Genomic DNA, 25,094 nt, shown 5'->3' with positions numbered 1-25,094 from the left:
GGATTCGAGTGGCTTAATCGCTGGCTACATTAGTGAAGTGAAAAAACCTTCGTCAATGAAAATTCTGACAAATTCTCTGAATTGGTTGACCAGTTGGTAAGAAAGGTGACTCGCGTCTAATAAATGGTTTTTTTCGGGGAAATACATCAAATATTAATTGGGAGGATAGTACCAAGTGGGTGCGTGGGACTGGTCGTTTACGAGCACTGGTAAAACGGCGGGAAATAAAAAATTGAGACCTAGTTCGTAAAACGGGTGAGAAGGGGTATCCCGGGCTGAGCCCGGGATACGGAAAAAGTGCCCCCGCTACGCGGGGGGCACGTCACTTACTGGTGGTCAATCCAGTAATCATAAACAACTACTTCACCGTAGTTGTCCGGGTGATCCGCGAGATCTCCTTCGCGATCAGCATTACTCTGCGTGTAATTACCGATCTTGAAGTAGGCGTCCCCGTAACTGTGATCCATCACATAGTCGTTGGAACCGTCACGCACCAGGTACTGGTCGGCATTGCCAGATAGGAAGGCGTTGGCAAGGTTGCCGTCTTCGCTGTAATAGGCGTAGTGCCGGCCATCCACTACTTCGAAAATAATTTCGTGAGTGGTGCCCAGCTGGTAGCCGGTTTTGATGGTGAGATCATCCCGCAGTTTGCCGCCGTTAAAGCTCAGGAACAGGTGATCGCCTTCCAGTCGCAAGACCATAGCGTCATCGATACCTTCACTTTTATTGCCGTGAATCTGCGTTGCTACCAGGTGATCTTTCACCATCGGCAGATGGGTGATTGCCTGCTTCACGTACACGATGTGTTGACCATCGGTGGTCCAGTAAACATCCTTGCTGCCGTCGGGCTCACGCTCACGCAGCTCCGAACGGATGTAGCTGGAGTTTGGCGTGGTGCCGTTGTCGGTACGAATCGGAGCGTAAAACACCATACCGTCGCCCGCATCGTTTACGTAGAAGTACTCGTTGTTGGGCTCGCCGCACAAGGTTTTATCTTCTTCACCGGTGGGGTAGGTGATCTTCCACTGGTTACAGTTTTCCATCAGGTCAGACGGAACAGAACCGGAACCGGAAGAGGAGCCACCAGAGGAACCGCCGGAAGAGCTGCCAGAAGAACTACTGGAAGAACCGCCGCCAGAACTGGAGCTGGAAGAGCCGCTATCGCCGTCGTGGGTAACCTCAAAGTTGTAGAAGGAAACCTGGGCGTAATCGTCGCTGTCGCCACCATTGTTCTGGTTGTAGGAACCGGCTTTAAAGTAGAACCAGTCGTCGTTGTACTCTTCAGCCCAGAAAATGGTCTGACGTGCCCAAGTGCCATCGGCTTTGGTCACTGTCACGGTCATTTCACGGCCTTCGACGTTGACCTCATAGCCCCACTTCTCGCCAAGTTCGATACCGTCTTCTACCGGCTCAACGGTAGAGGTCAGGCCGTACTCGTTGGTGCCGGATTCACCAAACAATGGAATAAAGATTTCCGTATCGGAATCTTCATAGGCCATGTATACCCAACCCTTGGTGTGCCCAGGCAGTTTGCGGTAGTACACCTTGAACGGCTCGTTGTCAGACGCATGAATCTGACCGACAACAACGCGGCCCACACGCCACTCAGAACCGGAGTCGTAGGTGTCGGACACGCGGTCTACAGAGATGGTGGCTTTCATATTGCCATTCACGCCCGCAGCAGCGCTCTGGTCAGAGCTGGAAGCGGTGGAAATTACCCAGTTGTTGCCCAAGCTGGTGGTTCCCGCACTCTGGTTCAACATCTCACGCAGTTCACTGCGGGAATACGATGAGTTGGAGGTGGAACCGCCGTTGTTGGGGCACTGGAATACCATGGCGCCAGTTGCCGGATCGGTGTAGAACTCATTCGCACTGACCTGCGGCGGGTACTCCTCACTGGCATCCGGATAGGTGATTTTCCATTTACTCAGATCAAAGTTTTCATCGGGATCGGCGGATGGGTCCAGGTTGGCCAGAGGCAGAGTGCCACCAGAGCCATACTCCAGGCAGCCCACAGTCACACTGCTTCCGGTGCTGGAAGTTTCACAGTTCCCGGAGCCACCGCTGCTGCTGCCACCGCTGCTACTACTGCTGCTTCCACCGCCCACTGGATCGGTGTTGCCGTTCTCTTCACTGACGTTCATTTCAGTTAGTGAGTTCCAGGAGTTTGAGCTGTTGCCGTAACCCACGTAGCGCACGTAGCGCGCTTCGGTTTCAAACAGAGAGAAGTTTTCCAGCGCAGTGGAATTACCACTGCTGACACCGCCGTAAAGTACGGTTTCCCAAACGGAACCATCGTCACTGGTCTGGATATCGAACGACGAGGTGCGCTGATCTCCCTTGTAGAATGCAATATTTGCACTGCCCACTACCTGCGACTGACCCAGGTCTAGTTGCAGCCACTGGCCACTGCCATCTGCGGACCAGCGGGTGCCCAGGTCATCGTCCAGGACATTTTCCGGACCGTTGCCGTCATCGCTGCTCGCAGTGGCGACCACCGCAGGCTCACAGGCCGGGCACCCGGGATCGCCCGGATCACCGGGGTCATCTTCGGAGGTGGTAATGTCCACTTCACTGATACTGTTCCAGTCGTTAGAACTGTTGCCGTAACCCACAATGCGCACGTAACGCGCGCTGCTATCAGTCACATCAAATGTCTGCAACGCGGCGGTGCTGGAAGGCTGATCGCCGGAGAAAACCGTCTGCCAGCTACTGCCGTCGGCAGAGGTCTGAATATCCAGTGTCGCGGTTCTCTGATCGCCTTTGTGCAAAGCAATTTGAAGCGCTTCGACGGTGTAACTGGTTCCGAGGTCATATCGGATCCACTGTCCGTCACCCTGCGCGGACCAGCGTGTAGAGAGGTTGTTGTCGAGAGTATTTTCAGGTGTGTTGCCATCATCGCTAGACGCAGTGACACCCACAGGATCAGCAGCAAAACTCACTGTCGCTTGCGAAGCAAGCAACAGCGCAGCCGCCAATTTCATAGGCGAGTATTTCTGCACATTCATTACATAATTCCTTGCATTATTGTTTTTCACAGCGCGCACGAACCCACGGACAAGCTTTTGGAGGAAGCTCGCCTAGAGAGTGTGCCGCGCGATGAAATTCATTAAAGAAATTATTACAAACTACGAAACCACGAATGTGGTCATTGCAATAACGATCAAGCCAATAGTTATTATGTGGATAAGGCCTGATCGATATTTACATTACTGAAACGAAAAATCGTTCGTCAATTAAAATCCCGAGAAATTGAAATAATTGGTTGACCAGTTCGACTTTTTCGAGAACTACGTCAAAATCATGATACTTTTTCCGAATAAAATTCTGTTTGAGTGGCGGTGAATATTTAATGGAAACAAGTCAGAAGAAAGGGACGTTCGGGTGGAAAAGGAGGGGAATAAGAAAACAATGTGTGACGCGGGGCGGAGGTGCGAGAGTAAATCTGTGACTGTTTTTCAGCTTTGGTCGAGTTGGGATTTACGTTGAGCGAGGCGCGCTTTCCAACGCTTCACCACTTGCCAGCGCCAGATGGCCTGCATCGCAAAGTACGCGGCGGTGGCAAAGAAGATCGCGAAAATCAGGGAGCCGGAAAACAACGGCAACCAGATACGCCCGACTTCTTCCGTAAGCCACTCCCAGGACAGCTCGATCTTGAATTGCATGGGCGGGGTGCCGAGTATCCATGCGCCAAGCTTGTAAGCGCTATAGAAAATCGCCGGCATGGTGACCGGGTTGCTGATCCATACCAGAGCCATGGACAGCGGCAGATTACAGCGGAACCACAGCGCCAGCAGTGCGGCGATCAGCATCTGGCCGGGGAGGGGGAGGAAGCTGGTAAAGATCCCAACGGCAAAGGCCACCGACACCGAATGGCGGTTCAGGTGGAACAGGTTGGGGTCGTGCAGCAGGGTGCCAAGGAACTTCAGGCCGTTATTGGCGCGCACCTGTTCGGGAGTTGGCAGCCAGCGCCTGATAATACTCTTAGGCATGATGTCGTTCTGCTCGGTACTCTCGAAATTGGGTCCGGTCGGGTCACCGGTACTACATAAGCGGCGGATCTGGTGTTCAATTGCCGACACTTTATAAGGATAGAGTGTTCAGCATAGATTCCGCTGGCGCGGCCCTGGGCCGGCGCGGGCGCTATTATGCCCATATCGCTATTTCAAGACTACCATTCCTGGCCCGAACCCCACGAAGTACCCGGGTTGCGCTCTAATCCCTCCAGATCCGTCCTTATTGTCGGCAAGTTCAGCTCTAAAGTCAGTGACCTGCGAGTCAGTCGCTAAATGACAAAATGTTGACACAATTTGCGGTTGACGCGGAAAAGGTGGGCAAATATCCTGCTTCAAACTAAAAAGTGTCGACAATCTTGGTCGGCATATACCGGCACTCGAATCGGGATAGTGATCACGATGGAATCCGCCAAACACCAGCCGAGCGACACGTCCGGCCTCGCGGCATCAGCGCGACAAGGGGAAGCATCCAACGCACCCGCGGGCAAACCCGCCCGCGGTACTCAGAGCCTGGCTGACCGACTGTTCCTGTCACTGCGTAAAGATATCGTCGAAGGTCGAATTGCCGCGGGCAGCAAGATCAGCGAACCGGAGCTGGCCCGTCGCTTCGACGCCAGCCGTGGCAGCCTGCGGGAAGCGCTGATGCGTTTGGAGTCCCTCAGCCTGATCGAGCGCAAGGTCAATGTGGGCGCACGGGTAGTGGAACTCACCGAGCGCGGCCTGCTGGAAATCTACGACGTGCGCGAGGCCCTGGAAGGCATGGCCTGCCGCCTTGCCGCTGAGAACCGCAGCGAAGAAGACCTGGTGGAACTGCGCCAGATGCTCAACCGCCACGAACAGCAGGAAGAACTGAAGAAGGGCACCGCCTACTACCAGCCGGAAGGGGATTTCGACTTTCACTTCCGGATTGTGCAGGCGTCGCACAATGATCTGCTGATCGACACCCTGTGCAACAAACTCTATTACCGCGTGCGCATGTACCGCTATCAGCTCGGCATGGCCAGCCCCCGCGCGCACCGCGCCTTCCGCGAACACAGCCACATCATCGAAGCCATCGAAGCAGGGGATGGTGAACTGGCAGAAATCCTGATGCGCCGCCATATCCGTGCGTCGCGCAGCAATATCGAAAACAAGCTTTCCCAGCAGAATTAACGCGAAAATTACCAGAGAAGAGGCAGTTATGAGCAGACCAGAATCCGCCGGCGCACGCTTCCGTCAGGCCCTGAAAGACAACCAGCCACTGCAGGTTGTCGGCACCATCAACGCCTACACCGCCATCATGGCGGAGCGTATCGGCCATCAGGCCATCTACCTGTCTGGCGCCGGTGTGGCCAATGCCTCCTACGGTCTGCCGGACTTGGGCATGACCAGCCTGGATAACGTGCTGGAAGACGTACGCCGCATCACCGCCGCCACCCACCTGCCGCTGCTGGTAGATATCGACACCGGCTGGGGTGGTGCATTCAATATCGCGCGTACCATCAAAGAAATGATCCGCGCCGGCGCCGCTGCGGTACATATCGAAGATCAGGTAGCCCAGAAGCGCTGCGGCCACCGTCCGAACAAAGAGATCGTCTCCAAAGAGGAAATGGTCGACCGCATCAAGGCCGCAGTAGATGCCCGCGATGACGACGATTTCTTCATCATGGCCCGCACCGATTCCTTCGCACAGGAAGGACTGGAAGCCGCCATCGACCGCGCCCAGGCCTGCATCGAAGCCGGCGCCGACGGCATCTTCGCCGAAGCCGTGACCGAACTCGAACACTACCGCGCCTTTAAAGACGCATTGAACGTCCCGATCCTCGCCAACATCACCGAATTTGGTAAAACCAAGCTGTACAACAAAGCCGAGCTGGGCGAGTCCGGTGCCGACATGGTCCTCTACCCGCTGTCCGCCTTCCGGGCCATGAACAAGGCCGCGGAAAACGTCTACACCAGCATCCTGCAAAACGGCGACCAGCAGGCGGTTGTCGACACCATGCAGACCCGCGCGGAACTCTACGACTACCTGAACTACCACGAGTTTGAAGACAAGCTCGACGCACTCTTCAAGAAGTAATCGATCCACCTACCGTCATCCCGGCGCATGCCGGGATCCAGAGCGGAGGCAGACAAGAACCACCAACCTGGATGCCGGATCAAGTCAGAGGTCGTCGACAGGCACCGAACTGGTTCCCGGCATTCGCCGGCATGACGAACAACAAACCCAGCGTCATCCCGGGCTCGATCCGGGATCCAGTCAGAGGTCGTCGACAGGCACCGAACTGGATACCGGCATGCGCCGGCATGACGAACAACAAACCCAGCGTCATCCCGGGCTCGACCCGGGATCCAGCCAGAGGTTGTCGACAGGCACCGAACTGGATACCGGCATACGCCGGCATGACGAACCAAAAACGCAAACTGATAGGGGAATTAGAGATGGCAGAGAAAAAAGTTGGCGGAGCAGGCTTGCGCGGCCAGGTAGCCGGTAAAACCGCACTGTCCACCGTAGGCGTATCCGGCTCCGGCCTGACCTACTGCGGTTACGACGTAAAAGACCTGGCAGAAAACTGCGAGTTCGAAGAAGTCGCCTATCTGATCTTCAACGGCGAACTGCCCACCCAGGCCCAGTTAAACGACTACAAGGGCACCCTGAAAACCATGCGCGGCCTGCCCGTAGCCCTCCGCGAAGTGCTCGAGCGCATCCCCGCTGACGCACACCCCATGGACGTGATGCGCACCGGCTGTTCCATGCTCGGTAATCTGGAAGGCGAAGAGTCCTTCGACCAGCAGCAGGACCGCGCCAACCGTCTCCTGGCTGCATTCCCATCCATCATCTGTTACTGGTACCGATACAGCCACGAGGGCGTGCGCATCGAAACCGAAACCGATGACGACTCCATCGGCGGCCACTTCCTGCACATGCTGCGCGGCGAAAAGCCCAACGACCTGCACGCACAGGTAATGAACGTCTCCCTGATCCTGTACGCAGAGCACGAGTTCAACGCCTCCACCTTCACCGCGCGCGTATGTGCCTCCACCCTGTCTGACCTGTTCAGCTGCATCACCGGCGCCATCGGCTCCCTGCGCGGCCCGCTACACGGCGGCGCCAACGAAGCCGCCATGGAACTGATCGAGCGTTTCTCTTCTGCCGACGAAGCAGAAAAAGAACTGATGGGCATGCTCGAGCGTAAAGAAAAGATCATGGGCTTCGGCCACGCGGTCTACACCGAATCCGACCCGCGCAACGCCATCATCAAGCAGTGGTCCGAGAAACTGGCCGCCGATGTTGGCGACGACGTACTGTACCCGGTATCCGTACGCTGCGAAGAAGTCATGTGGCGCGAGAAGAAGCTGTTCTGTAACGCCGACTTCTTCCACGCGTCCGCCTACCACTTCATGGGTATTCCCACCAAGCTGTTCACCCCGATTTTCGTGATGAGCCGCGTAACCGGCTGGGCCGCCCACGTATTCGAACAGCGCGCCGACAACCGCATCATCCGCCCAAGCGCGGAATACACCGGCCCGGAACTGCGCAAGGTAACCCCAATTTCCGATCGCTAATTTGTACCCCGTCATTCCGGCGCATGCCGGAATCCAGCTCCCCTGAACCACCAGCGGGCACTGGATCCCGGACCAAGTCCGGGATGACGAAAGAAATGCCCATCATTCCGGCCTTCCCGTCATTCCGGCGAAGGCCGGAATCCAGCTCCCCCAAACGCGGGCACTGGATCCCGGATCAAGTCCGGGATGACGGGTAAAGAACATCAAGCACCAATCAACCCGAACGGGTGATATACGATGAACACCGAATACCGCAAAAAACTTCCCGGCACAGACCTCGATTATTTCGACACCCGCGAAGCCGTCGAAAACATCCAGCCGGGCAGCTACGAAAAACTCCCGTACACCTCCCGCATCCTCGCGGAGAACCTGGTACGCCGCTGCGAACCCGAAAACCTCACCGCAGCCCTGAAACAGATCATCGAGCGCAAACGGGACCTCGACTTCCCCTGGTTCCCCGCGCGCGTCGTCTGCCACGATATTCTCGGCCAGACCGCACTGGTGGACCTCGCCGGCCTGCGCGATGCGATCGCAGAGAAGGGCGGTGACCCCGCCAAAGTAAACCCGGTGGTGCCCACCCAGTTGATCGTCGACCACTCCCTGGCTGTCGAACACCCCGGTTTTGAAGAAAACGCGTTTGAGAAAAATCGCGCCGTGGAAGAGCGCCGCAACGAAGACCGCTTCCACTTCATCAACTGGACCAAAACCGCGTTTGAAAACGTCGACGTCATCCCGCCCGGCAACGGCATCATGCATCAGATCAACCTGGAGAAAATGTCTCCGGTGGTGCAGAAAAAAGAGGGCCCAGACGGAAGCACAGTGGTATTCCCGGATACCTGCGTCGGCACCGACAGCCACACCCCGATGGTGGATGCGCTCGGCGTAATCTCCGTAGGTGTGGGCGGTTTAGAGGCCGAAAGCGTGATGCTCGGCCGCGCCTCCTACATGCGCCTGCCCGACATCGTCGGCGTCGAGCTGACCGGCACACTGCGCCCCGGCATCACCGGTACCGACATGGTTCTGGCCCTGACCGAATTCCTGCGTCGCGAGCGCGTAGTAGGTGCGTATCTCGAATTCTTCGGCGAAGGCGCCTCCAGCCTGAGCCTGGGCGACCGCGCCACCATTGCCAACATGACCCCGGAATACGGTGCCACCGCCGGCATGTTCGCCATCGACGAACAGACTATCGACTACCTGAAGCTCACCGGCCGCGATGACGAGCAGGTAGCCCTGGTAGAAAAGTTCGCGAAAGAAACCGGCCTCTGGGCAGATAGCCTGAAGAATGCTGAATACGAGCGCGTACTCAAATTCGACCTCTCTGCTGTAGGCCGCAACCTCGCAGGCCCTTCCAACCCGCACGCACTGCTGCCGGTCTCCGAACTGGCGAACCGCGGTATTGCCAAAGAGTGGGAAGAGAAAGAAGGGGAGATGCCGGACGGCGCCGTGATCATCGCCGCGATCACCAGCTGCACCAACACCAGCAACCCGCGCAACATGATTGCTGCGGGCCTGATCGCGCGTAACGCCAACAAGCTCGGCCTGACCCGCAAGCCCTGGGTAAAAACCTCTCTGGCACCGGGCTCCAAAACCGTAAAAATGTACCTGGAAGAAGCCGGCCTGCTGCCGGAACTGCAGCAACAGGGCTTCGACGTGGTCGCCTTTGCCTGCACCACCTGTAACGGCATGAGCGGCGCGCTGGACCCGAAAATCCAGAAAGAAGTGATCGATCGCGACCTGTACGCCACCGCCGTACTGTCCGGCAACCGCAACTTCGACGGTCGTATCCATCCCTACGCTAAGCAGGCCTTCCTGGCTTCGCCGCCCTTGGTCGTTGCCTACGCCATCGCCGGCACCATCCGCTTCGATATCGAGAAAGATGTACTGGGCCACGACAAAGACGGTAACCCGGTGACCCTGAAAGATATCTGGCCGAGCGACGAAGAGATCGACGCGATCGTCAAACAGAGCGTGAAGCCCGAGCAGTTCCGCGAGGTCTACATCCCGATGTTCGATCTCAATAAAGCGGAAGCAGAGAAGGGCGAGCCGCTGTACCACTGGCGCCCACAGAGCACCTACATCCGCCGCCCGCCATACTGGGAAGGCGCACTCGCCGGTGAGCGTACATTGAAAGGCATGCGCCCGCTGGCAGTACTCGGTGACAACATCACTACCGATCACCTGTCGCCGTCCAACGCCATCCTGGCCAGCAGCGCCGCCGGTGAATACCTGGCGAAAATGGGCCTGCCGGAAGAGGACTTCAACTCCTACGCAACCCACCGCGGCGACCACCTCACTGCCCAGCGCGCCACCTTCGCCAACCCGAAACTGTTGAACGAAATGGTGCGCGATGAAAGCGGTGCCGTGAAACAGGGCTCTCTCGCCCGCGTGGAGCCGGAAGGCAAAGTCACCCGCATGTGGGAAGCCATCGAAACCTACATGGACCGCAAGCAGCCGCTGATCATTATCGCCGGCGCCGACTACGGCCAGGGCTCCTCCCGCGACTGGGCGGCGAAGGGCGTACGCCTCGCCGGTGTCGAAGCCATCGTGGCCGAAGGCTTCGAGCGCATTCACCGCACCAACCTGATCGGCATGGGTGTGCTGCCTCTGGAGTTCCAGCCGGGTACTACGCGCGAGACTCTGGGCATCGACGGTACCGAAACCTTCGACGTAATCGGCGAGCGCACCCCAGGCACAACACTCACACTTCTCATTCACCGCAAAGACGGCGAAACCATAGAAGTACCGGTGAAATGCCGCCTGGATACCGCCGAAGAAGTCTCCATCTACGACGCCGGCGGCGTACTGCAACGCTTCGCCAACGACTTCCTCGAAGCCGAAGCAAACGCCTAAACCAAACCCTCGTCATCCCGGACGCGATCCGGGATCCAGAATACCTCGTCATGCCGGACTTGATCCGGCATCCAGTAAAAACCCTCGTCATACCGGACTCGATCCGGTATCCAGAGGATCGAAGCACTGGACCTCGGGGCAAGTCCGGGATGGCGAAAGAACCAAACCGTAGGGCGGATAAGCGCAGCGCATCCGCCATTTTCGCGAGAAGCAAAATGAAATTCGCCCCCCAAATACGTATCCCAGCCACCTACATGCGCGGCGGCACCAGCAAAGGCGTCTTCTTCCGCCTCCAAGACCTCCCCGAATCCGCTCAAACCCCAGGCCAAGCAAGAGACAACTTCCTGCTCCGCGTAATCGGCAGCCCCGACCCCTACGGCAAACAGACCGACGGCATGGGCGGAGCCACCTCCAGCACCAGCAAAACCGTCATCCTGTCCAAAAGCGAGCAGCCGAGTCACGACGTGGATTACCTGTTCGGCCAGGTCTCCATCGACAAGCCGTTCGTAGACTGGTCCGGCAACTGCGGCAACCTCACCGCCGCCGTCGGTGCCTTCGCCATCAACAGCGGTTTTGTCGATGCGGCGCGGGTTCCAGAGAATGGCATCTGCACCGTGCGCATCTGGCAGGCCAACATCAAGAAAACCATCATCGCCCACGTCCCCATCACCAATGGGGAAGTGCAGGAGACCGGTGATTTCGAACTGGACGGCGTCACCTTCCCGGCGGCCGAAGTGCAGATCGAATTCATGGACCCGGCGGATGGGGACGGAGCAATGTTCCCCACCGGCAACCTGATGGACGATCTGGAAGTGCCCGGCGTCGGCACCCTTAAAGCCACCATGATTAACGCAGGTATCCCGACCATTTTCGTCAACGCCGCGGATATCGGTTACACCGGCACCGAACTGCAGGAGGCCATCAACGGTGACGACAAGGCCCTGGCCATGTTCGAAACCATCCGCGCCCACGGCGCGCTGAAGATGGGCCTGATCGAAAAGGTAGAAGAGGCAGCCGCTCGCCAGCATACCCCCAAGGTCGCGTTCGTCGCGGCACCCAAGGGCTATATCGCCTCTAGTGGCAAAGAAGTGGCTGCGGGTGATATCGACTTGCTGGTGCGTGCCCTGTCCATGGGCAAACTGCACCACGCCATGATGGGCACCGCGGCAGTGGCCATCGGCACCGCCGCCGCCATCCCCGGCACACTGGTAAATCTGGCCGCGGGGGGAGGGGAGCGCAATGCCGTGACCTTCGGTCATCCGTCCGGCACCTTGCGGGTCGGTGCGGAAGCAGAAATCGCCAATGGGCAGTGGACTGCTACCAAGGCCATTATGAGTCGCAGTGCGAGGATTTTGATGGAGGGGTGGGTGCGGGTGCCTGGGAGCACTTTTTAGTGCGAGTTCAGGAACCGCCGCAAAACGGTGCATACTGTTTGAACAAGCAGTGAAAGTCGAAATAGCGAGTCAAAATTTGGGCTCGCTTTTTTTGTGCCGAATTTCTTATTGTCCCTTAGCTATAAAGGGCTATGTGCACTCTCCGTTGGATAGAATTTGGCGTGAAAATCACCCGACTAAAGATAAGTGATTGACTCAATTCGTATTTGAAATACGATCGAATACAGTTCTACGAAAAATTAAAAAATCTTGTAGAGCATGATATGTGAATGTATTAATGAATAGTTTGGTGGGTAATTCGGTGAGAGTTTGGGTGTATAGCAGGGTCCTCTTTGCCCTTGCACCGAACTGCCAAGACCGTAAAAGCGTAAGGAGAGATCGCGGATTTACAATGTTCAGATAGAGCGAGCTACAAGTCGGGCTCGCTTTTTTGTTTCTCCAGTCTATTCCGCGAAACTTGAATAATTCGATATTGGCTGCTGTTCCATCAGCAGGTGCTAATGCTTTGAAAATAAAATAGTAATAATGCAGTAGATTTTATTCGCTGTGATTAATAGAACCGTTAGTTGCAATATTGAATAGATGCTCACGTGAAGGCTGACACGAGACGAGATCGGCCGCCAAAATAGACTAATAGTAATTTTCTCAGGGGGATATAGTGATCAATATTAGAATGTGGGCACCCAAGGTTGTGGTGGGGTTACTTTTTTGTTTCTGGGTCGGCGAAATTTTTGCGCAAATTCCGCCCAACTCTCGGCGCTTTCAGATCAATGACTATTACGGCCCCGACGGAAGTGGTGGATATGAGCTCTATCGAGCGCATGGATTTGCTTTACAGAGCGCAGACAATATAAAAACGAAAATATTTCTACTGCCATTGGTTGAAGCACGAACCCACGCGATTGAATTCTACGACGACGATGGTTTCCTATATGACCCAGCCGATAGTCCGAAGCAGCTCGCACGTTCCATTAGCATTCCGTTGGCGTTGCACCAGAAACTACCAAGTAAAGAACATACACCAGCATTTGTTAGCGCACTAAGCGACGGTATCTCTGTGACCAACTATATGTACCCGAGTGCGAAAGCACCTAACGGTATGTCTCTAATTTATCCCCCCGCGCAAGGCCTGGCTCCCCAGTTGCATCAAGCAAACATGGAAAGAGACAGGCTCTTCGCCGAACAACAAAAAATGATCGAGCAGTTTGATAACTATGCGCCGGAGCTTGTAAACCTCTTGGAGCTAGAAATTTCGGTGCGAATTGGGTCTGAGCAAATTTCCGTTGTGTCGTACCCTCATAGCTTTATAACGATGGGTGACACGCTGTCTGTCGCGGTTGAAAACCCCTCAATGTATGAGCAGAACAGAATCCGACAAGGCAAGATGGATGTGCTGGTCGCCTACAAATTCCGTGATGCTAAGACCTCCACCATTTCAGCGCGCTTCGATGCGAAGCGGATTGTCAATAGATTTCTTCGCGAGGTTCAACAGTCTTCAGTGAAAAAGAAGTCGTCTGGTTGGCAGTTTCTCGGATTTGGATCCCGCCGCAGTACCCTAAAAACAGCCTTCAATCAGAGTGTGGATAGTCAGTTTAAAGGCTCAACATCCGAGTCGACTACGATTGAAATGTTTGATGCTGACGACAGCATGATTGAACAGTTCGAGGCGGACTTCTTCCCGGAGCTAAGTCGCCAATCAGTGATAGAGAACCATCTCGAAGCGGCCCGAATTGCTGCGGCATCTGGAAATGAAAAGCTTCGCGATCTGCACTTGAAGTACGCCGATGCGGTTGAAAATAGTAACCCCGATCTGGAAGTGGATGTGGCGGATGCCGTGGCTTCCCTCTCTGCCGGTGATTACGCAGGGTTTTTAGCAAAAGGGGTCCGTTGGGGTGACCACCGGGCCACCGGTAATAGCTCGTTCCGCCGAGTGATAAATGAGCAAGCGGCGATTGACAAAAATAAAGCCTGGAGTCAAAGCCGGACGGTGTCGGTCCAGCGCTCATTGACGATGAAGGCTGATCGCCTGAATACGCGGGAGCAGTGGCCTGACATGGGCATTTGTGGAGTGGTCTCGTATAACTATCAGGTGCCGATCGAACGTTGGAATGGATGGCAATGGGTACAGAAGGTAGGCGTCATGCCCACATGTGTAACTGAGAATGGTCCAGCTCGCTCAGCAGGTATTATTCCTGGCATGATTGTGGCTGATTTTGATGGTGAGCTGTTCACCTCATCGTTGGAGGCGGAGGATTTTCTACGTCGCTATAAACCCGGCGATCGTGTTACGGCAAGAGTGGTTGATTTCCCGCCGGGTCGACCACCGCAGTACACAGATTACGACATCCAATTATCTGCAGGGAAGCCAATCAAACTATGAAGACCTTACGGATTACCGTTCTTACCATTTGCGCTTCGATGACCTCTTACGCAGTCACAGCCCAGGAGGTACCTCGGTGCCACGTGTATGTGGATCGCGCTGGATGGGTGGCGAGTGATGTTTCAAAAGTAGTCAAGGTGCGCTATGACAGTGCCCGTCTATGTGATACGACCCTCAAACACTATGTCTGTTACACCTATTTTGAGAGTCGAGAGGGCTGTAAGAAGGATGACACTAGCCTGGTCGACCTCTTCTTGAAGGATGCACGCGCTGCAGGAAGAGTTGTTGATTGATGCATTGACGGTTGCTCGAGTTCTCTGGCTCTGAGTAGGATATCCGTAAGAGGGTGGATACAGGTGCCCGGTGACTGCATTTGGTTTGGACGCCAATATTAGTGGCCGGTACAAAGTAGCGAATTTTCACAATGCGAAAAAGCGAGCCTCATTTGAAGCTCGCTTTTCTATATGCGTCAGTCGCTGATTAAATCTTAGCCGAATTACATGTTGAAACCACGATGACGGATTACTTAATCGCGACTTCAGTGGGCAAACCTGTGTCATTGACTTAAAACCGAATTCAAATACTATCTAGATCAGAAAAATTTAACGGATATATGGGAAATGTCCGTCGAAACATGGCGCCCCGTTGTGTATGGATAGAAGGCTCCGTCCTTTTTGGCAATCAATTGCCGGCGCTGATATGCCCCAGCGCTCTGTAATCGAGTTGGATATGCAAATATCATTCAAGGAAGTTCGCTTGCCTACCGCCCTAACGCACCATGTGCAGAGGGCGTTATGGCTAAACTGATTCCATCCCTCAGTTCCTGTCTGTCCAGAATGACCTCCGGCGAGAAACGCTTTGCTCGGCGCCTCGAAGCACTGCTGGAAGATGATTACCTCTGTTGGTTTGATATTCCCTTGGGGGGAAAGCGTCGCTACCCGGATTTTATAATTCTGCATCCCGCTAGAGGTATTCTTTTTTAGAGGTCAAGGATTGGAAGGTATCCAGCATCAAACGTGTAAGCCATGCTGAAGTTGATCTTGAAACCTCCAGCGGTCGTAAAACGGTAAGTAATCCGATTGAACAGGCCAGGCAGTGCAGTTATCAAGTTTTGCAGGTACTTGAGCGCGACCCTCAGTTAAAGCAGCTGATGGGAAAATACAAGGGAAAACTGTGTTTCCCCTACGGGTATGGTGCAGTATTTTCCAATATCACTCGCAATCAAATTGAAAAAGGTATCCCAGAAGAATATCGCCAAAAGCTGCTGCCTGGGCACCTATTAATCTGCCAGGATGAAATGTCCGAAAGTGTTACGGCTGAAGAGTTCCAGGAGCGGCTATGGGGAATGTTCAATTATCAGTTTGGCAATAAACTGACGTTACCTCAGATAGATAGAGTTCGCTGGCATTTATTTCCTGAAATCCGTATTGAGGCGGCCCAGGATGATTTGTTTGGTGCGGAGGAGGCCGGTGAAGATATGCCTGAGGCCTCGTTGGCCGAAAACATGCCAGATATTGTGAAAATCATGGATATCCAGCAAGAGCAACTGGCCCGCAGTTTGGGGGATGGTCATCGGGTTGTTCACGGTGTTGCTGGTTCTGGCAAAACGTTGATTTTGGGCTATAGGTGCCTCTATCTAGCGGAGGCGTTAAATAAGCCTATCTTGGTGCTTTGTTTCAACATTACCTTGGCTGCTCGCTTACGTAGCTTTATCGCCGAAAAGGGGATAAACGATAAAGTCCAGGTTTATCACTTTCACGATTGGTGTGGCGAGCAGCTGCGAGCTTACCACGTTGATCTGATCGATATAGATGCTCCGGTTTGGGAGCGTCAAGTGCTTTCCGTGATTAAAACCGTTGAGAAGGGGCGTATTCCCAAAGGCCAGTACGGGGCGGTGTTGATTGATGAAGGGCACGATTTTGAAGCTGAGTGGTTGACTTTAATTTCTCAAATGGTTGACCCAGAGACGGATTCGCTTCTTCTGCTGTATGACGATGCGCAGTCTATTTACAAACGGAAATCAAGCCTTGGGTTTAGCTTGTCGAGCGTGGGAATCAAGGCCCAGGGGCGGACTACGATACTTCGATTGAATTACCGTAATACCCGAGAAATCCTTGCCTTCGCGTATCAATTCGCCAAGGACTACTTTTCTCAAAATTCTGATTCCGAAATCCCTCTAGTTGAGCCTGAGGCAGCGGGTAAGAGTGGTGTTGAACCTTATGTAAAATGCGTTGAAACCCTGGAGGAGGAAATTGAGTATGCGGTACGCTGTTTGAAGGTCTGGAATAGTAAAGGGAAGGCTTGGAAGGATATGGCAGTGCTGTACCCGGGGGGCACTGCTGGGAAGCGGATGGCTGCCGCATTGAAAAGGGAGCGCATACCGTGCGCATGGCTCGCCTCCAGCGAGTATAAAAAGCGCTATGACCCAAATTTTGAAAGTGTCTGCATCATGCCGATTCCGAGTAGTAAGGGGCTGGAGTTCGATACTGTAATTATTCTTGATGCCAGCTATCGATCCAGCCACGAGGAAGATGTTGATTTGGCTGGTGATGTGCGTCGAATGTATGTTGGTTTGACACGAGCGCAGGAGCATTTACTGGTGAGCCACCACCGACGGAATGAGTTGAGCACAATGCTGTCTAGCCGAGGTCGGGTCGGGATTGAGTAATTTATGTAAGGTTATTCTGATTGGGAGAATTTGGTGCCGAAATGGTAATCTGACCCCATTTATTCTTGTTCGACTCCGAGCAAGGACGCAAGTACACAAGCCTCACGTTTCGGCAACTACTATGGGGCTACAGAATGACGCAGAGCCTGAGCCGCCGCGGAAACTGCTGAGACAATGCACCGACGGAGCGCTTCTTCAGGAGCCTTAAAACCGAGTGGGTGCCGGAAACCGGCTACAAGTCCTTTCCTGTGGCTAAACAGGGGAGCACGAGCTATATCAATGGCTACTACAGCCAAATACGTCCCTCCTAAAAGTGATGGGATGCCGCCGAATGTGGCGGAAGAGAAATATTGGAATGCTTAGAACTCGGTGGCCAAAAAGAGTTGACCACTACATGTGGGTAATTCAGAACATTTTAGGTTGGGTTCATGGATAGGAAACCACTAGACACAGAAATTGATCACCACACTGCCAAATTTATCGTGGGATTTATCGCTTTGTCGCTTGCGATTTTCACAGACTTGCTGACGCCCGGGGTCAGTATTAGGTCGATTAGCCTGTCATATCATTTAACGGACAATGCCCGAAATGTATTCGTTGGCTCTCTCTGTGTTATATCGGCTTTTCTCTGGTCGTATAACGGCTACTCCTTGTTTCAAGCTGTCTTGAGTAAATTCGCAGCAATAGCTGTTGCATCTGTGGCATTTTCCCCATGTGATTGCTTTACCGGCCGGTTTGACGACGGGGTAACTAGAGAGGCCACGATGACTGGGGTTGTTCATACGATCTCAGCAATTTCAATGTTCATTATCCTCGCAATCTTTTGCTGGCTTTTTTACCTGAGGGCTAAAGAAAAGAACTCTAAGGAGGCGAAGGCTAGGGGGCTAATTTATAGAGTCTGCGCATCCGTTATGGTTGGCGCTATGGCCGTGCAGCTGCTCGATATTTTGGGGGTAAATTTTAGCGGTATTACTCAGCGGCTGACTTACTACGTCGAAGCGACTGGATTGTTTGCCTTTGGTGTTGCATGGCTGACTGCGAGCCGCATGCTGCCATTTATCACGAATGAGGATGAACGCATAAAAATTGAGCTTGCTGGAAAGTAGGAGGGAATACCCAATTCAGCCGGTTTTATCCCATCCATAAAAAGGGCGCCGAAGCGCCCAACAGAATCTGCCGAATCTTCAATGTCAGAAGGAAAATTTGTATCCCACTGACAAATTGAACATCCAGGGATCATAGATGTAATCCCCGGAATAGGACTCATAAATCGGCTCTACATTTGGTGGCGGTGGTACGTCATCCATCAGCTGCAAACGCATATCGGTCATGGATCGCGCGTAAACCGCGGCGACGTTTACCAGCCAGGCGCTGTCGCGTCCGAAATTGAAGTCCATACCCACTTGCCAGGTATATCCCCAGGAAGATCCCAGATCGAAGTCGCCGCGCAGGCCGAAGTCGGCGAGGTCGTCGCGTGCTTTGCGGCTTAGGCTGCCTTCGCCGAAGTCGGTGTAGCTAACGCCACCACCGATATACGGCTGTACCATGCAGGTCTCATCCAGAGGATAGAATTTCAGGCTTGCGGTGCTGATGTCGGCGTCAAAACTGACTACATCACGAAATTCAACGTTGTCGAATCCCAGAGAGAAAAAGCCGTCAGCGTGACTACTGGTGTGATTGTCGCCGTCCATATAGGCCAGCTCGATGCCCCAGTGCTCGACAGGCTTCCACTCGAGGTTCATGTACCAACCCCATTCGGAGCCGGGATCGACGTTGGCGCGGAAGGCGTCGAAATACTGGTAGGTATCATCGACAAAGCTGACTTCGTCATCGCCCGGTGACATATAGTATCCACCCACACGGACGATAAAGTCCTGTGGGTCGGAGAGGCCGAAAGCGCCGGCAGAGACTGGGGTGGAAAGCGCCAGTGCCAGAGGCGCCAGCAGAGGTGAAAATTTCAACATCCTTTTCATCCGAGGTAACTCCTTTATACCCGTGGAATAAAAAGTGTAATACAGCCAGTTATGGCCTAAAGAACAAACTGCGTACTTTAGGCGCCATGTCGAAAAATAGTCCCCGTCAGTATTCAATTACTTCAAGTTGCGATCCAGAAACTCTTTGATCACCGGAATAATTTCTGCTTGGTGCGTCTCTAGCGCAAAGTGGCCCGTATCAAAAAAATGCACTTCGGCGTCTGGAATATCTCTTTTCCATGCTTCAGCCCCTTCTGGTGAGAAGAAGGGATCATTCTTGCCCCATACCGCCAGAAGGGCCGGTTGATACTTGCGAAAGTACTCTTGGTACTCGGGATATTGCGCAACGTTGGAGGCATAATCGAGCAACAGGTCTAACTGAATATCCGCCATTCCAGGCTTTGATACATGCAGCCCTTCGAGGGTATATCCGTCAGGAGCCACTTTGCTCGTATCAGGCACACCTTCGATATACTGCCATTTGATCGAAGCTGCCGTTGGGAAGTCGTTAAGCGCCTCCCTGTTTTCAGTCGATGGCTCTTTCCAGTACTTCTTGATGGGCGCCCATCCATCTGCCAGGCCCTCTTCATAGGCATTGCCATTCTGAGAGATGATCGCCGTCACCCTGTCTGGATGCTTGACCGCTAAACGCCATCCAACAGGGGCACCGTAATCGTGAACAGCGATGGCGAAGGAGGCGATTCCTTTTTGATCAAGGAACTGATCTACCGTATTGGCAAGGTTGGCGAATGTGTAGTCGTACTCAGTACCTTTAGGGGATTCCGTAAACCCAAAGGCGGGCAGGTCCAGTGCGATTACGTGATAGTCATCAGCTAATGCGGTAATCACATTACGCCACATATAGGAAGAGGCCGCATAGCCATGCAGCATCACCACGGTAGGCGCATCGGGGCTTCCCGCTTCCCTGTAGAAGATGTTGACCCCTTCTACCTGTTCATAATTGAAACTTACTTGCTGCGCCTGAGCATCCGCTTGTACACCAGCGGATGCGCTCCCCATAGCGATACTTGCTGCGAGTAGCGTCGCTGAAGTTGATTTTGATTTCATTTTCGATCCTGTAACCCGTAAGAAGTGTTTTTGCAGGTTAGTTGTGAATGGTGTAACCTGTCAAGCACGGTTTAGATGGTTACGCTTGGTGGAATAGTTGATGTCTTCTTCAGACTTTATTTTTGTGGCAAACAACCTGGCACTAGATTTCCTGAATACAGAGTCATTGGCAGGGGAGAGCGTGGTTGAACGATTAACGAGCGGCGAAAAGGTTTTAGATTGGCTGCAAGAGGCTGCACCCCGATCACTGCGGACCAGTGAGGCTTCGCCCAACCTGCTCGAATTGGCGATTAGGCTACGTGAGGAAATGAAAGAGTGCCTGGGGATGGCAAAGCTGGGGAAGCCTTATGGGGCAGATACCGTTAACTTGATTCTTGAGAAAGGGGCACCAACACCGAATCTGGGATGGGATGATAAATCGGGAAGATTTATTGTTACCGAGCGTTATGGTGCCATCACCGATGAAGTCTTACTGCACCCTATTGCACACGCATTTGTTCACCTGGTTACCGACATCGACTTAAACCTCGTAAAGCAATGTGAGGCACCTGATTGTATTTTGATGTTTCATGATCAGACAAAGTCCCACCGCAGACGTTGGTGCAGTATGGCGCTGTGTGGGAATCGAATGAAAGTGGCGGCACACAGGACAAGGGCACAGCAGAAGTTACGTTGAGAAGTACCGTGATCTGTAACAGTTAGCGGTTTTCTGGTGCGGCTGTGATCATGCTTACACTTCGGGGAGCAGATTTCGGTCCACTCCCTTCTAGGATCGCTGTGTCGACTATCTAGCGCTGTTCGCTTTTCTCGCCCCAACGTACATGGCAAGTAAGCGAAGGCCTATGGAAATCAGAACGAGCATGCTCGGCGCTGTAAGGTCGGGCATGGTTTTCAGTTGCGAGATTTCCCTTTGGATAATCATCGTTTGATGTGGGTTGGACTGATGCTTGGAAATCTGGCTGGTATTTTGTTTCAGTAGTTTATCGAACGACTCAATTTCTCCTGCGAGCATGTCCAGGAGTTCCATTTCGTTTTTACCGTCCGTTGGCAGTTTTTTAATGTCCGTTTTCAGCGCTTTGCCAATTTTTTTCCATTCTTCTGTGAGAAAGGCTTCGAGCGAAGAGAGTGTCCCGAGCTTTGAGTTCACCGACTGATTGGCTCGGTAGGTGTTGTGGCCAGCACTGGCTGCCTTCATTTTGCCAAAGTGCTGTACGTTGTGTTTGGCGGTATTCAGATTGCGGCTGATTAGAGCGAGCTGTTCCAGTGCGTGATTCAGTGTGCGATTCCAGCCGGGATCTTTATCCTTGCTCTTTATCGCTGCCAGTGCGGAGGCCACCAGTCGCTTTACCTGTTCCTTGGTTGCATGTTCGTTAATAGACATATCCATTTATCCTCGTAACGTCTTTGAAAACCTGTTTTGCTTTTTGCACCTGGGACAATCGTGCCACATCAGCCCGTTTGTCAGATGACAACCTGAATTCAGTACCAGGTTGTATTGCCCGAAAGCAGGTGCCCGGTAGCCGCGGGCATTGTTTTTGCGCTAAGCGTGGATTCTAAACTAATTTTGTCTCGATGTTCTTGCTGAAAAGATCTGATTCGCGTGGTGGTTATCATTTTGCCTGGTGCCGTTGATGGCGTGAATAAAAGAGAAGGGAAAGATGAAAGTTATGCTACAAATTGGCGCCATTTGGCGCTCTTCTTATTCGCCGACGGCTTAATCAAAAGGCAGTAGCTTTTCGGTGGTTGCTGCGGCTTGTTAATGGTTTTAATGAGGTGAGCTTGCGGGGAGGGATGGGAAGTATTCGCTCTTGAGCTCAAGCAGCCCACTGCGACATTTATCGAGGGGCTTTCGCGCGTGACCTGCCACAGTTCATTTTGTGTCCATGGCGAACACCATGATGTAACTCGAGATTTTACAGGTCTAAATCACCTGCTCGTATCAGTTGCAAATACTTGTAAATGTGACGGGGAACAGTGACCATATTGCGGCCACCATGGCAACGCAGGCGGTGATACGGCTGATTGCCGAGGTCCAGGGGAGTCTCGGGGCGGTGCGCTCGAGCCAATAGAAAATGCCTACGAGCGTAGCGATGGTAAGCACCCATGCAAGAATCAGCATTGCACGCAGAAATGACATGCCTACAAAGATGGCTTCGTTCAGGCCGGCTGCACAGCCGAACCCCTGAAGGGCGTATACAGCGCTAAACGCAGCAAGCCAGATCAACGGTGCAATGAGTATGCGCAGTAGGTCTCTCATGTGAACAAGACCGGGCTGAGGATAAGCACCAGACAGACAACGCCGATGAGCGCCGCGTAGTTGATCCAGAGTTTGACAATTTCCACTTCGGAGCGGCGTCGGCTGGAAATAAAACCACGACGGATACGGAACACCAGAAAAACGAGCATCAGAATGGCCAGCAGTGCATGAAAAAGCCCGAAAGCGCTGATAACGCAGAGGACCGCGCCATAAGCGTGTTCTGTTGGTAATGGGGTGCGCAATAGGAGGCCGATGAAAGCGGCCGCGAGTGCGCTCAGGCCGAGTAGAGACTGCCAGGTGGGCAGTAAATGGGGCATGCCAGTGGTAGTGCCACTTCTTCGTTGCATAGGCCTGGGTGTCTGGCGCGCGGCAATGATCGCTACTGCCGCCCCGGCAACCCCAATCAGTGGTTCCCAGACCGAGAAGGCCAGCCATTGTGGTGGTGGCCAGTTAGGTGCGATCGTCCAGAGAAAGGCATAGCCAAAGATCAAGGAGCCGAACAGGGTCGCATCGGCAACCATCAAGAAGACGCTACCCCACCATCCTTGTGATCGGTCGGTCTGCATGGCATGCGGGACCGTCTCGCCAAAACCTATTTCCTGGTCCTCTTCATCGGTTTGGCTTCCCAGCCCCCAGACCCACCGCCAGGCGAGGGCCGCCACAGCCAGTACCGCGAATGGTGTGAACCAGTAAATCTTGAACAGCAGCGAAAGAAAAAAGCTTCCAGTCACCGCAGCCATTAGTATTGGCAGCGCTGTATTACCTGGATATACCACGAGACTCTCAGGGTGGGCGTGGGTTGTACTGACCGTAAGCATCTCCCGTCGGCCGTCGCGGGGCACCGCAAGATACCCTTCCCCGCGGGCGAGGCGAGTGGGTAAATCCGGTATGTCGGCGAGCGGCTCTCGGCTAGTCACCCTCGGCAGGCTGGCGAAGTTGTAGGCCGAAGGTGGCAGCATCATAGACCATTCCAGCGTTCCCGATCGCCAGGGGTTGCGTTTGCCCCGTATGGCGACAATGGCGTTAAGCGCTAGATCAAGCAATACCATCGCCAGACCGATTGCGAGCACAAATCCGCCAATGGATGAGATCAAGTTGATCAGTTCCCATCCCGTGTCCGCGTCATAGGTATAGATACGCCGTCTTTGGCCCAGCAGGCCGACCCAGTGCATCGCGAAAAAAGTGCCGTGAAAACCAATAAATACGAGGCCAAATGCATATTCGCCGATGCGAAAAAAACGTCGTCTGCCGGTCACCAGAGGGGCGTAGTAATAAAGTCCCGCCAGAACCGGAAATACAAAACCGCCAAACAATACATAGTGCAGGTGCGCGGTGACGAACGCGGTGTCGTGTGCTTGCCAGTCAAAGGGGACAATCGCCAGCATGACACCGGTCAACCCACCAATGACGAAGGTGGCGAAAAAGCCCAGTATGTAAAGCATCGGCATTTGTAACTGCGGTCGCCCGTGCCACATGGTGCCGATCCAGGCGAACACCTGTACCGCCGTCGGCACCGCGACCAGTGTCGAGGCCGCTGAGAAAAACGCCACCCCCATATGGGGAATACCGGTGGCAAACATATGGTGGACCCAGAGCCCAAAGCTTAAGAAGGCCAGCGCGACGACCGAGGCCACAACCCAGCCATGGCCGAGAAGTGATGTGCGCGACATGACGGGAATGATGGTTGAAATCAGTCCTGCGGCAGGTAGAAAGATAATGTACACCTCGGGATGGCCGAACAGCCAGAACAGGTGTTGCCACAGCAGACTGTCTCCCCCTAGGGCCGCATCAAAAAAAGGTAGGCCGATGGCGCGCTCCAGCTCCAGTAATATGGAGCCGAGGATCAGTGGCGGAAAAGCGGTCAGGATCATCAGGGCGGTGACTAGCGCGTACCAGACAAATATCGGCATTTTGTCCAGCGACATGCCCGGAGCGCGAAATTTTAGAATCGAAACGCATAGCTCTACCGCCGCACAAATCGCCGAGATTTCCACAAAGGTCACGCCGAGCAGCCAGACATCCGTGTTGACCCCTGGTGACGCCGCCGGGCCGGTCAAGGGGGGATACATAAACCAGCCACCGTCAGGTGCAAGGCCAACCAGCATTGAGGTCAGCATCATGAACCCGCCAAAGGTGTAGCACCAGAAACCGTATGCAGTGAGCCTGGGAAAAGCAAGATCGCGCGCGCCGAGCATTTTGGGCAACAGGTAGACCGCGAGTCCCTCAAACGCGGGAATTGCGAACAGGAACATCATCATTGTGCCGTGCATGGTGAAAACCTGATTGTAAATATCAGGCCCCATAAATGCGGCGTCAGGACTGGCCAGTTGAGCCCGAATGAGCATTGCGAGTACACCGCCGACAGCGAAGTAGAAAAACGCCATACCCAGAAACATGCGCCCAAGATCTGTGTGGCTGACGGTGGTAAAGCAGCGCTTCCAGCCGGAATCCGATGCCCAGATTCTGGTCAGTAGGCGATGGCGTTTAAGTGCATTCACATCGGTTCTCCGGCCAGGAAGCGAGCCCAATCAGCGGCGCTGTGGGCCTGCACAATAAACGTATGGCCGGTGTAGCCTTTTCCCGAAAACTCCGCGCTCTGGCCGTGATAGAGCCCGGGTGCGCTTGCCTCAATCCGAAGAACATTGACGTGGCCCGGGATCGCATCGAGCTTTCCGGCGAGGCGGGGCACCCAAAAGCTATGGATTACATCTCGTGTGGTAATGGCCACATCCACGGGACGCCCTGCGGGAATATGCAATACACCTTCGCTAACGTATTCGGGGCGGTCGGTGTAAGTAAACTGCCAGCGCCACTGTTCGGCAATGGCATTGACTCTCACAACCTCATCATCCAGATGCGGAAGCAGGCGCTCGCCCACGACCAGTGCGTAAATAAGCAACGCGGCCAAGACACTCATCGGAAACACCAGACCCAATCCGTAG

At 54.0% G+C, this 25,094-nt stretch carries 17 protein-coding genes and 1 pseudogene; 10 read left to right on the top strand and 8 right to left on the bottom strand.

Annotated features, from left to right (window positions below; genetic code table 11):
- Positions 1 to 326 precede the first annotated feature (326 nt).
- Together AU11_RS18435 and AU11_RS03500 are read right to left on the bottom strand one after the other, a co-directional pair.
- On the bottom strand, positions 327 to 3,008 hold the full coding sequence (locus tag AU11_RS18435) for a polysaccharide lyase family 7 protein (RefSeq protein WP_051686913.1): 2,682 nt from the start codon (positions 3,006 to 3,008) through the stop codon (positions 327 to 329).
- Between the two features lie 450 nt (positions 3,009 to 3,458).
- Positions 3,459 to 3,992: a DUF2062 domain-containing protein gene (locus tag AU11_RS03500; RefSeq protein WP_043318055.1), complete on the bottom strand. Its 534-nt coding sequence runs from the start codon at positions 3,990 to 3,992 to the stop codon at positions 3,459 to 3,461.
- 423 nt (positions 3,993 to 4,415) lie between these two features.
- Between AU11_RS03500 and AU11_RS03495 the strand changes: the two genes are divergently transcribed.
- From AU11_RS03495 to AU11_RS03455, 9 genes and pseudogenes are all read left to right on the top strand, one after another.
- A complete protein-coding gene (locus AU11_RS03495; RefSeq protein ID WP_081847910.1) occupies positions 4,416 to 5,168 on the top strand; it encodes a GntR family transcriptional regulator in 753 nt (250 codons plus the stop codon).
- A 28-nt stretch (positions 5,169 to 5,196) separates the two neighbouring features.
- The gene (gene prpB, locus AU11_RS03490) at positions 5,197 to 6,075 is read left to right on the top strand and encodes a methylisocitrate lyase (RefSeq protein WP_043316456.1); all 879 of its coding nucleotides are present in this window, start codon (positions 5,197 to 5,199) and stop codon (positions 6,073 to 6,075) included.
- A gap of 362 nt (positions 6,076 to 6,437) precedes the next feature.
- On the top strand, positions 6,438 to 7,562 hold the full coding sequence (gene prpC, locus AU11_RS03485) for a 2-methylcitrate synthase (protein ID WP_043318052.1): 1,125 nt from the start codon (positions 6,438 to 6,440) through the stop codon (positions 7,560 to 7,562).
- 237 nt (positions 7,563 to 7,799) lie between these two features.
- Entirely contained in the window at positions 7,800 to 10,412 is a 2,613-nt protein-coding gene (gene acnD, locus AU11_RS03480) for a Fe/S-dependent 2-methylisocitrate dehydratase AcnD (RefSeq protein ID WP_043316454.1), read from the top strand.
- A 215-nt stretch (positions 10,413 to 10,627) separates the two neighbouring features.
- Positions 10,628 to 11,806 carry a 2-methylaconitate cis-trans isomerase PrpF gene (prpF, locus tag AU11_RS03475; RefSeq protein WP_043318050.1) on the top strand — a complete coding sequence of 393 codons (1,179 nt, stop codon included), beginning with the start codon at positions 10,628 to 10,630 and terminating at the stop codon, positions 11,804 to 11,806.
- Between the two features lie 658 nt (positions 11,807 to 12,464).
- On the top strand, positions 12,465 to 14,186 hold the full coding sequence (locus AU11_RS03470) for a hypothetical protein (protein ID WP_043316451.1): 1,722 nt from the start codon (positions 12,465 to 12,467) through the stop codon (positions 14,184 to 14,186).
- 1,111 nt (positions 14,187 to 15,297) lie between these two features.
- Positions 15,298 to 16,854: a DEAD/DEAH box helicase gene (locus AU11_RS03460; RefSeq protein WP_197023750.1), complete on the top strand. Its 1,557-nt coding sequence runs from the start codon at positions 15,298 to 15,300 to the stop codon at positions 16,852 to 16,854.
- A gap of 68 nt (positions 16,855 to 16,922) precedes the next feature.
- A pseudogene (locus tag AU11_RS18530) lies at positions 16,923 to 17,217 on the top strand (integrase core domain-containing protein); the annotation flags it as partial.
- Positions 17,218 to 17,282: 65 nt separating this feature from the next.
- Positions 17,283 to 17,960 (top strand): DUF998 domain-containing protein, encoded by a 678-nt coding sequence (locus tag AU11_RS03455; protein WP_043316447.1) that lies wholly within the window; start codon positions 17,283 to 17,285, stop codon positions 17,958 to 17,960.
- Between the two features lie 84 nt (positions 17,961 to 18,044).
- Here the strand turns inward: AU11_RS03455 and AU11_RS03450 are convergent, their stop codons facing one another.
- Both AU11_RS03450 and AU11_RS03445 read right to left on the bottom strand, forming a co-directional pair.
- Positions 18,045 to 18,818 (bottom strand): OmpW family protein, encoded by a 774-nt coding sequence (locus AU11_RS03450; RefSeq protein ID WP_043316446.1) that lies wholly within the window; start codon positions 18,816 to 18,818, stop codon positions 18,045 to 18,047.
- Between the two features lie 126 nt (positions 18,819 to 18,944).
- Entirely contained in the window at positions 18,945 to 19,895 is a 951-nt protein-coding gene (locus AU11_RS03445) for an alpha/beta fold hydrolase (protein WP_043316445.1), read from the bottom strand.
- 100 nt (positions 19,896 to 19,995) lie between these two features.
- On the opposite strand from AU11_RS03445, the gene AU11_RS03440 reads away from it, so the two are divergent.
- Positions 19,996 to 20,571, top strand: coding sequence for an ABATE domain-containing protein (locus AU11_RS03440; protein WP_043316444.1), 576 nt, complete (start codon positions 19,996 to 19,998; stop codon positions 20,569 to 20,571).
- Between the two features lie 108 nt (positions 20,572 to 20,679).
- Here the strand turns inward: AU11_RS03440 and AU11_RS03435 are convergent, their stop codons facing one another.
- The 4 genes from AU11_RS03435 to AU11_RS03420 form a co-directional block, all read right to left on the bottom strand.
- Positions 20,680 to 21,276 (bottom strand): hypothetical protein, encoded by a 597-nt coding sequence (locus AU11_RS03435; RefSeq protein WP_156035113.1) that lies wholly within the window; start codon positions 21,274 to 21,276, stop codon positions 20,680 to 20,682.
- A 558-nt stretch (positions 21,277 to 21,834) separates the two neighbouring features.
- Positions 21,835 to 22,152, bottom strand: coding sequence for a hypothetical protein (locus AU11_RS03430; protein WP_043316441.1), 318 nt, complete (start codon positions 22,150 to 22,152; stop codon positions 21,835 to 21,837).
- The gene (gene ctaD, locus AU11_RS03425) at positions 22,149 to 24,650 is read right to left on the bottom strand and encodes a cytochrome c oxidase subunit I (protein ID WP_043316439.1); all 2,502 of its coding nucleotides are present in this window, start codon (positions 24,648 to 24,650) and stop codon (positions 22,149 to 22,151) included. The genes AU11_RS03430 and ctaD overlap by 4 nt, the downstream gene beginning before the upstream one ends.
- Positions 24,647 to 25,069, bottom strand: coding sequence for a cytochrome c oxidase subunit II (locus AU11_RS03420; RefSeq protein WP_197023749.1), 423 nt, complete (start codon positions 25,067 to 25,069; stop codon positions 24,647 to 24,649). Before AU11_RS03420 ends, ctaD begins: the two co-directional genes overlap by 4 nt.
- Between the last annotated feature and the right edge of the window lie 25 nt (positions 25,070 to 25,094).

The organism is Microbulbifer sp. HZ11 (genome assembly GCF_000708675.1).
Lineage (GTDB): Bacteria > Pseudomonadota > Gammaproteobacteria > Pseudomonadales > Cellvibrionaceae > Microbulbifer.
Note: the sequence above shows the minus strand (reverse complement) of the source record. Positions and strands in the feature narration are given on the sequence as shown.

What these genes read in the sequence shown, in the direction of transcription:
- AU11_RS03500 (WP_043318055.1), bottom strand. Translation starts at nt 3,992, where the DNA reads ATGCCTAAGAGTATTATCAGGCGCTGGCTGCCAACTCCCGAACAGGTG.
- AU11_RS03445 (WP_043316445.1), bottom strand. Translation starts at nt 19,895, where the DNA reads ATGAAATCAAAATCAACTTCAGCGACGCTACTCGCAGCAAGTATCGCT.
- AU11_RS03430 (WP_043316441.1), bottom strand. Translation starts at nt 22,152, where the DNA reads ATGAGAGACCTACTGCGCATACTCATTGCACCGTTGATCTGGCTTGCT.
- prpC (WP_043318052.1), top strand. Translation starts at nt 6,438, where the DNA reads ATGGCAGAGAAAAAAGTTGGCGGAGCAGGCTTGCGCGGCCAGGTAGCC.
- AU11_RS03420 (WP_197023749.1), bottom strand. Translation starts at nt 25,069, where the DNA reads ATGAGTGTCTTGGCCGCGTTGCTTATTTACGCACTGGTCGTGGGCGAG.
- AU11_RS03495 (WP_081847910.1), top strand. Translation starts at nt 4,416, where the DNA reads ATGGAATCCGCCAAACACCAGCCGAGCGACACGTCCGGCCTCGCGGCA.
- acnD (WP_043316454.1), top strand. Translation starts at nt 7,800, where the DNA reads ATGAACACCGAATACCGCAAAAAACTTCCCGGCACAGACCTCGATTAT.
- prpB (WP_043316456.1), top strand. Translation starts at nt 5,197, where the DNA reads ATGAGCAGACCAGAATCCGCCGGCGCACGCTTCCGTCAGGCCCTGAAA.
- AU11_RS03440 (WP_043316444.1), top strand. Translation starts at nt 19,996, where the DNA reads ATGTCTTCTTCAGACTTTATTTTTGTGGCAAACAACCTGGCACTAGAT.
- prpF (WP_043318050.1), top strand. Translation starts at nt 10,628, where the DNA reads ATGAAATTCGCCCCCCAAATACGTATCCCAGCCACCTACATGCGCGGC.
- AU11_RS18435 (WP_051686913.1), bottom strand. Translation starts at nt 3,008, where the DNA reads ATGAATGTGCAGAAATACTCGCCTATGAAATTGGCGGCTGCGCTGTTG.
- AU11_RS03450 (WP_043316446.1), bottom strand. Translation starts at nt 18,818, where the DNA reads ATGTTGAAATTTTCACCTCTGCTGGCGCCTCTGGCACTGGCGCTTTCC.
- AU11_RS03455 (WP_043316447.1), top strand. Translation starts at nt 17,283, where the DNA reads ATGGATAGGAAACCACTAGACACAGAAATTGATCACCACACTGCCAAA.
- AU11_RS03435 (WP_156035113.1), bottom strand. Translation starts at nt 21,276, where the DNA reads ATGTCTATTAACGAACATGCAACCAAGGAACAGGTAAAGCGACTGGTG.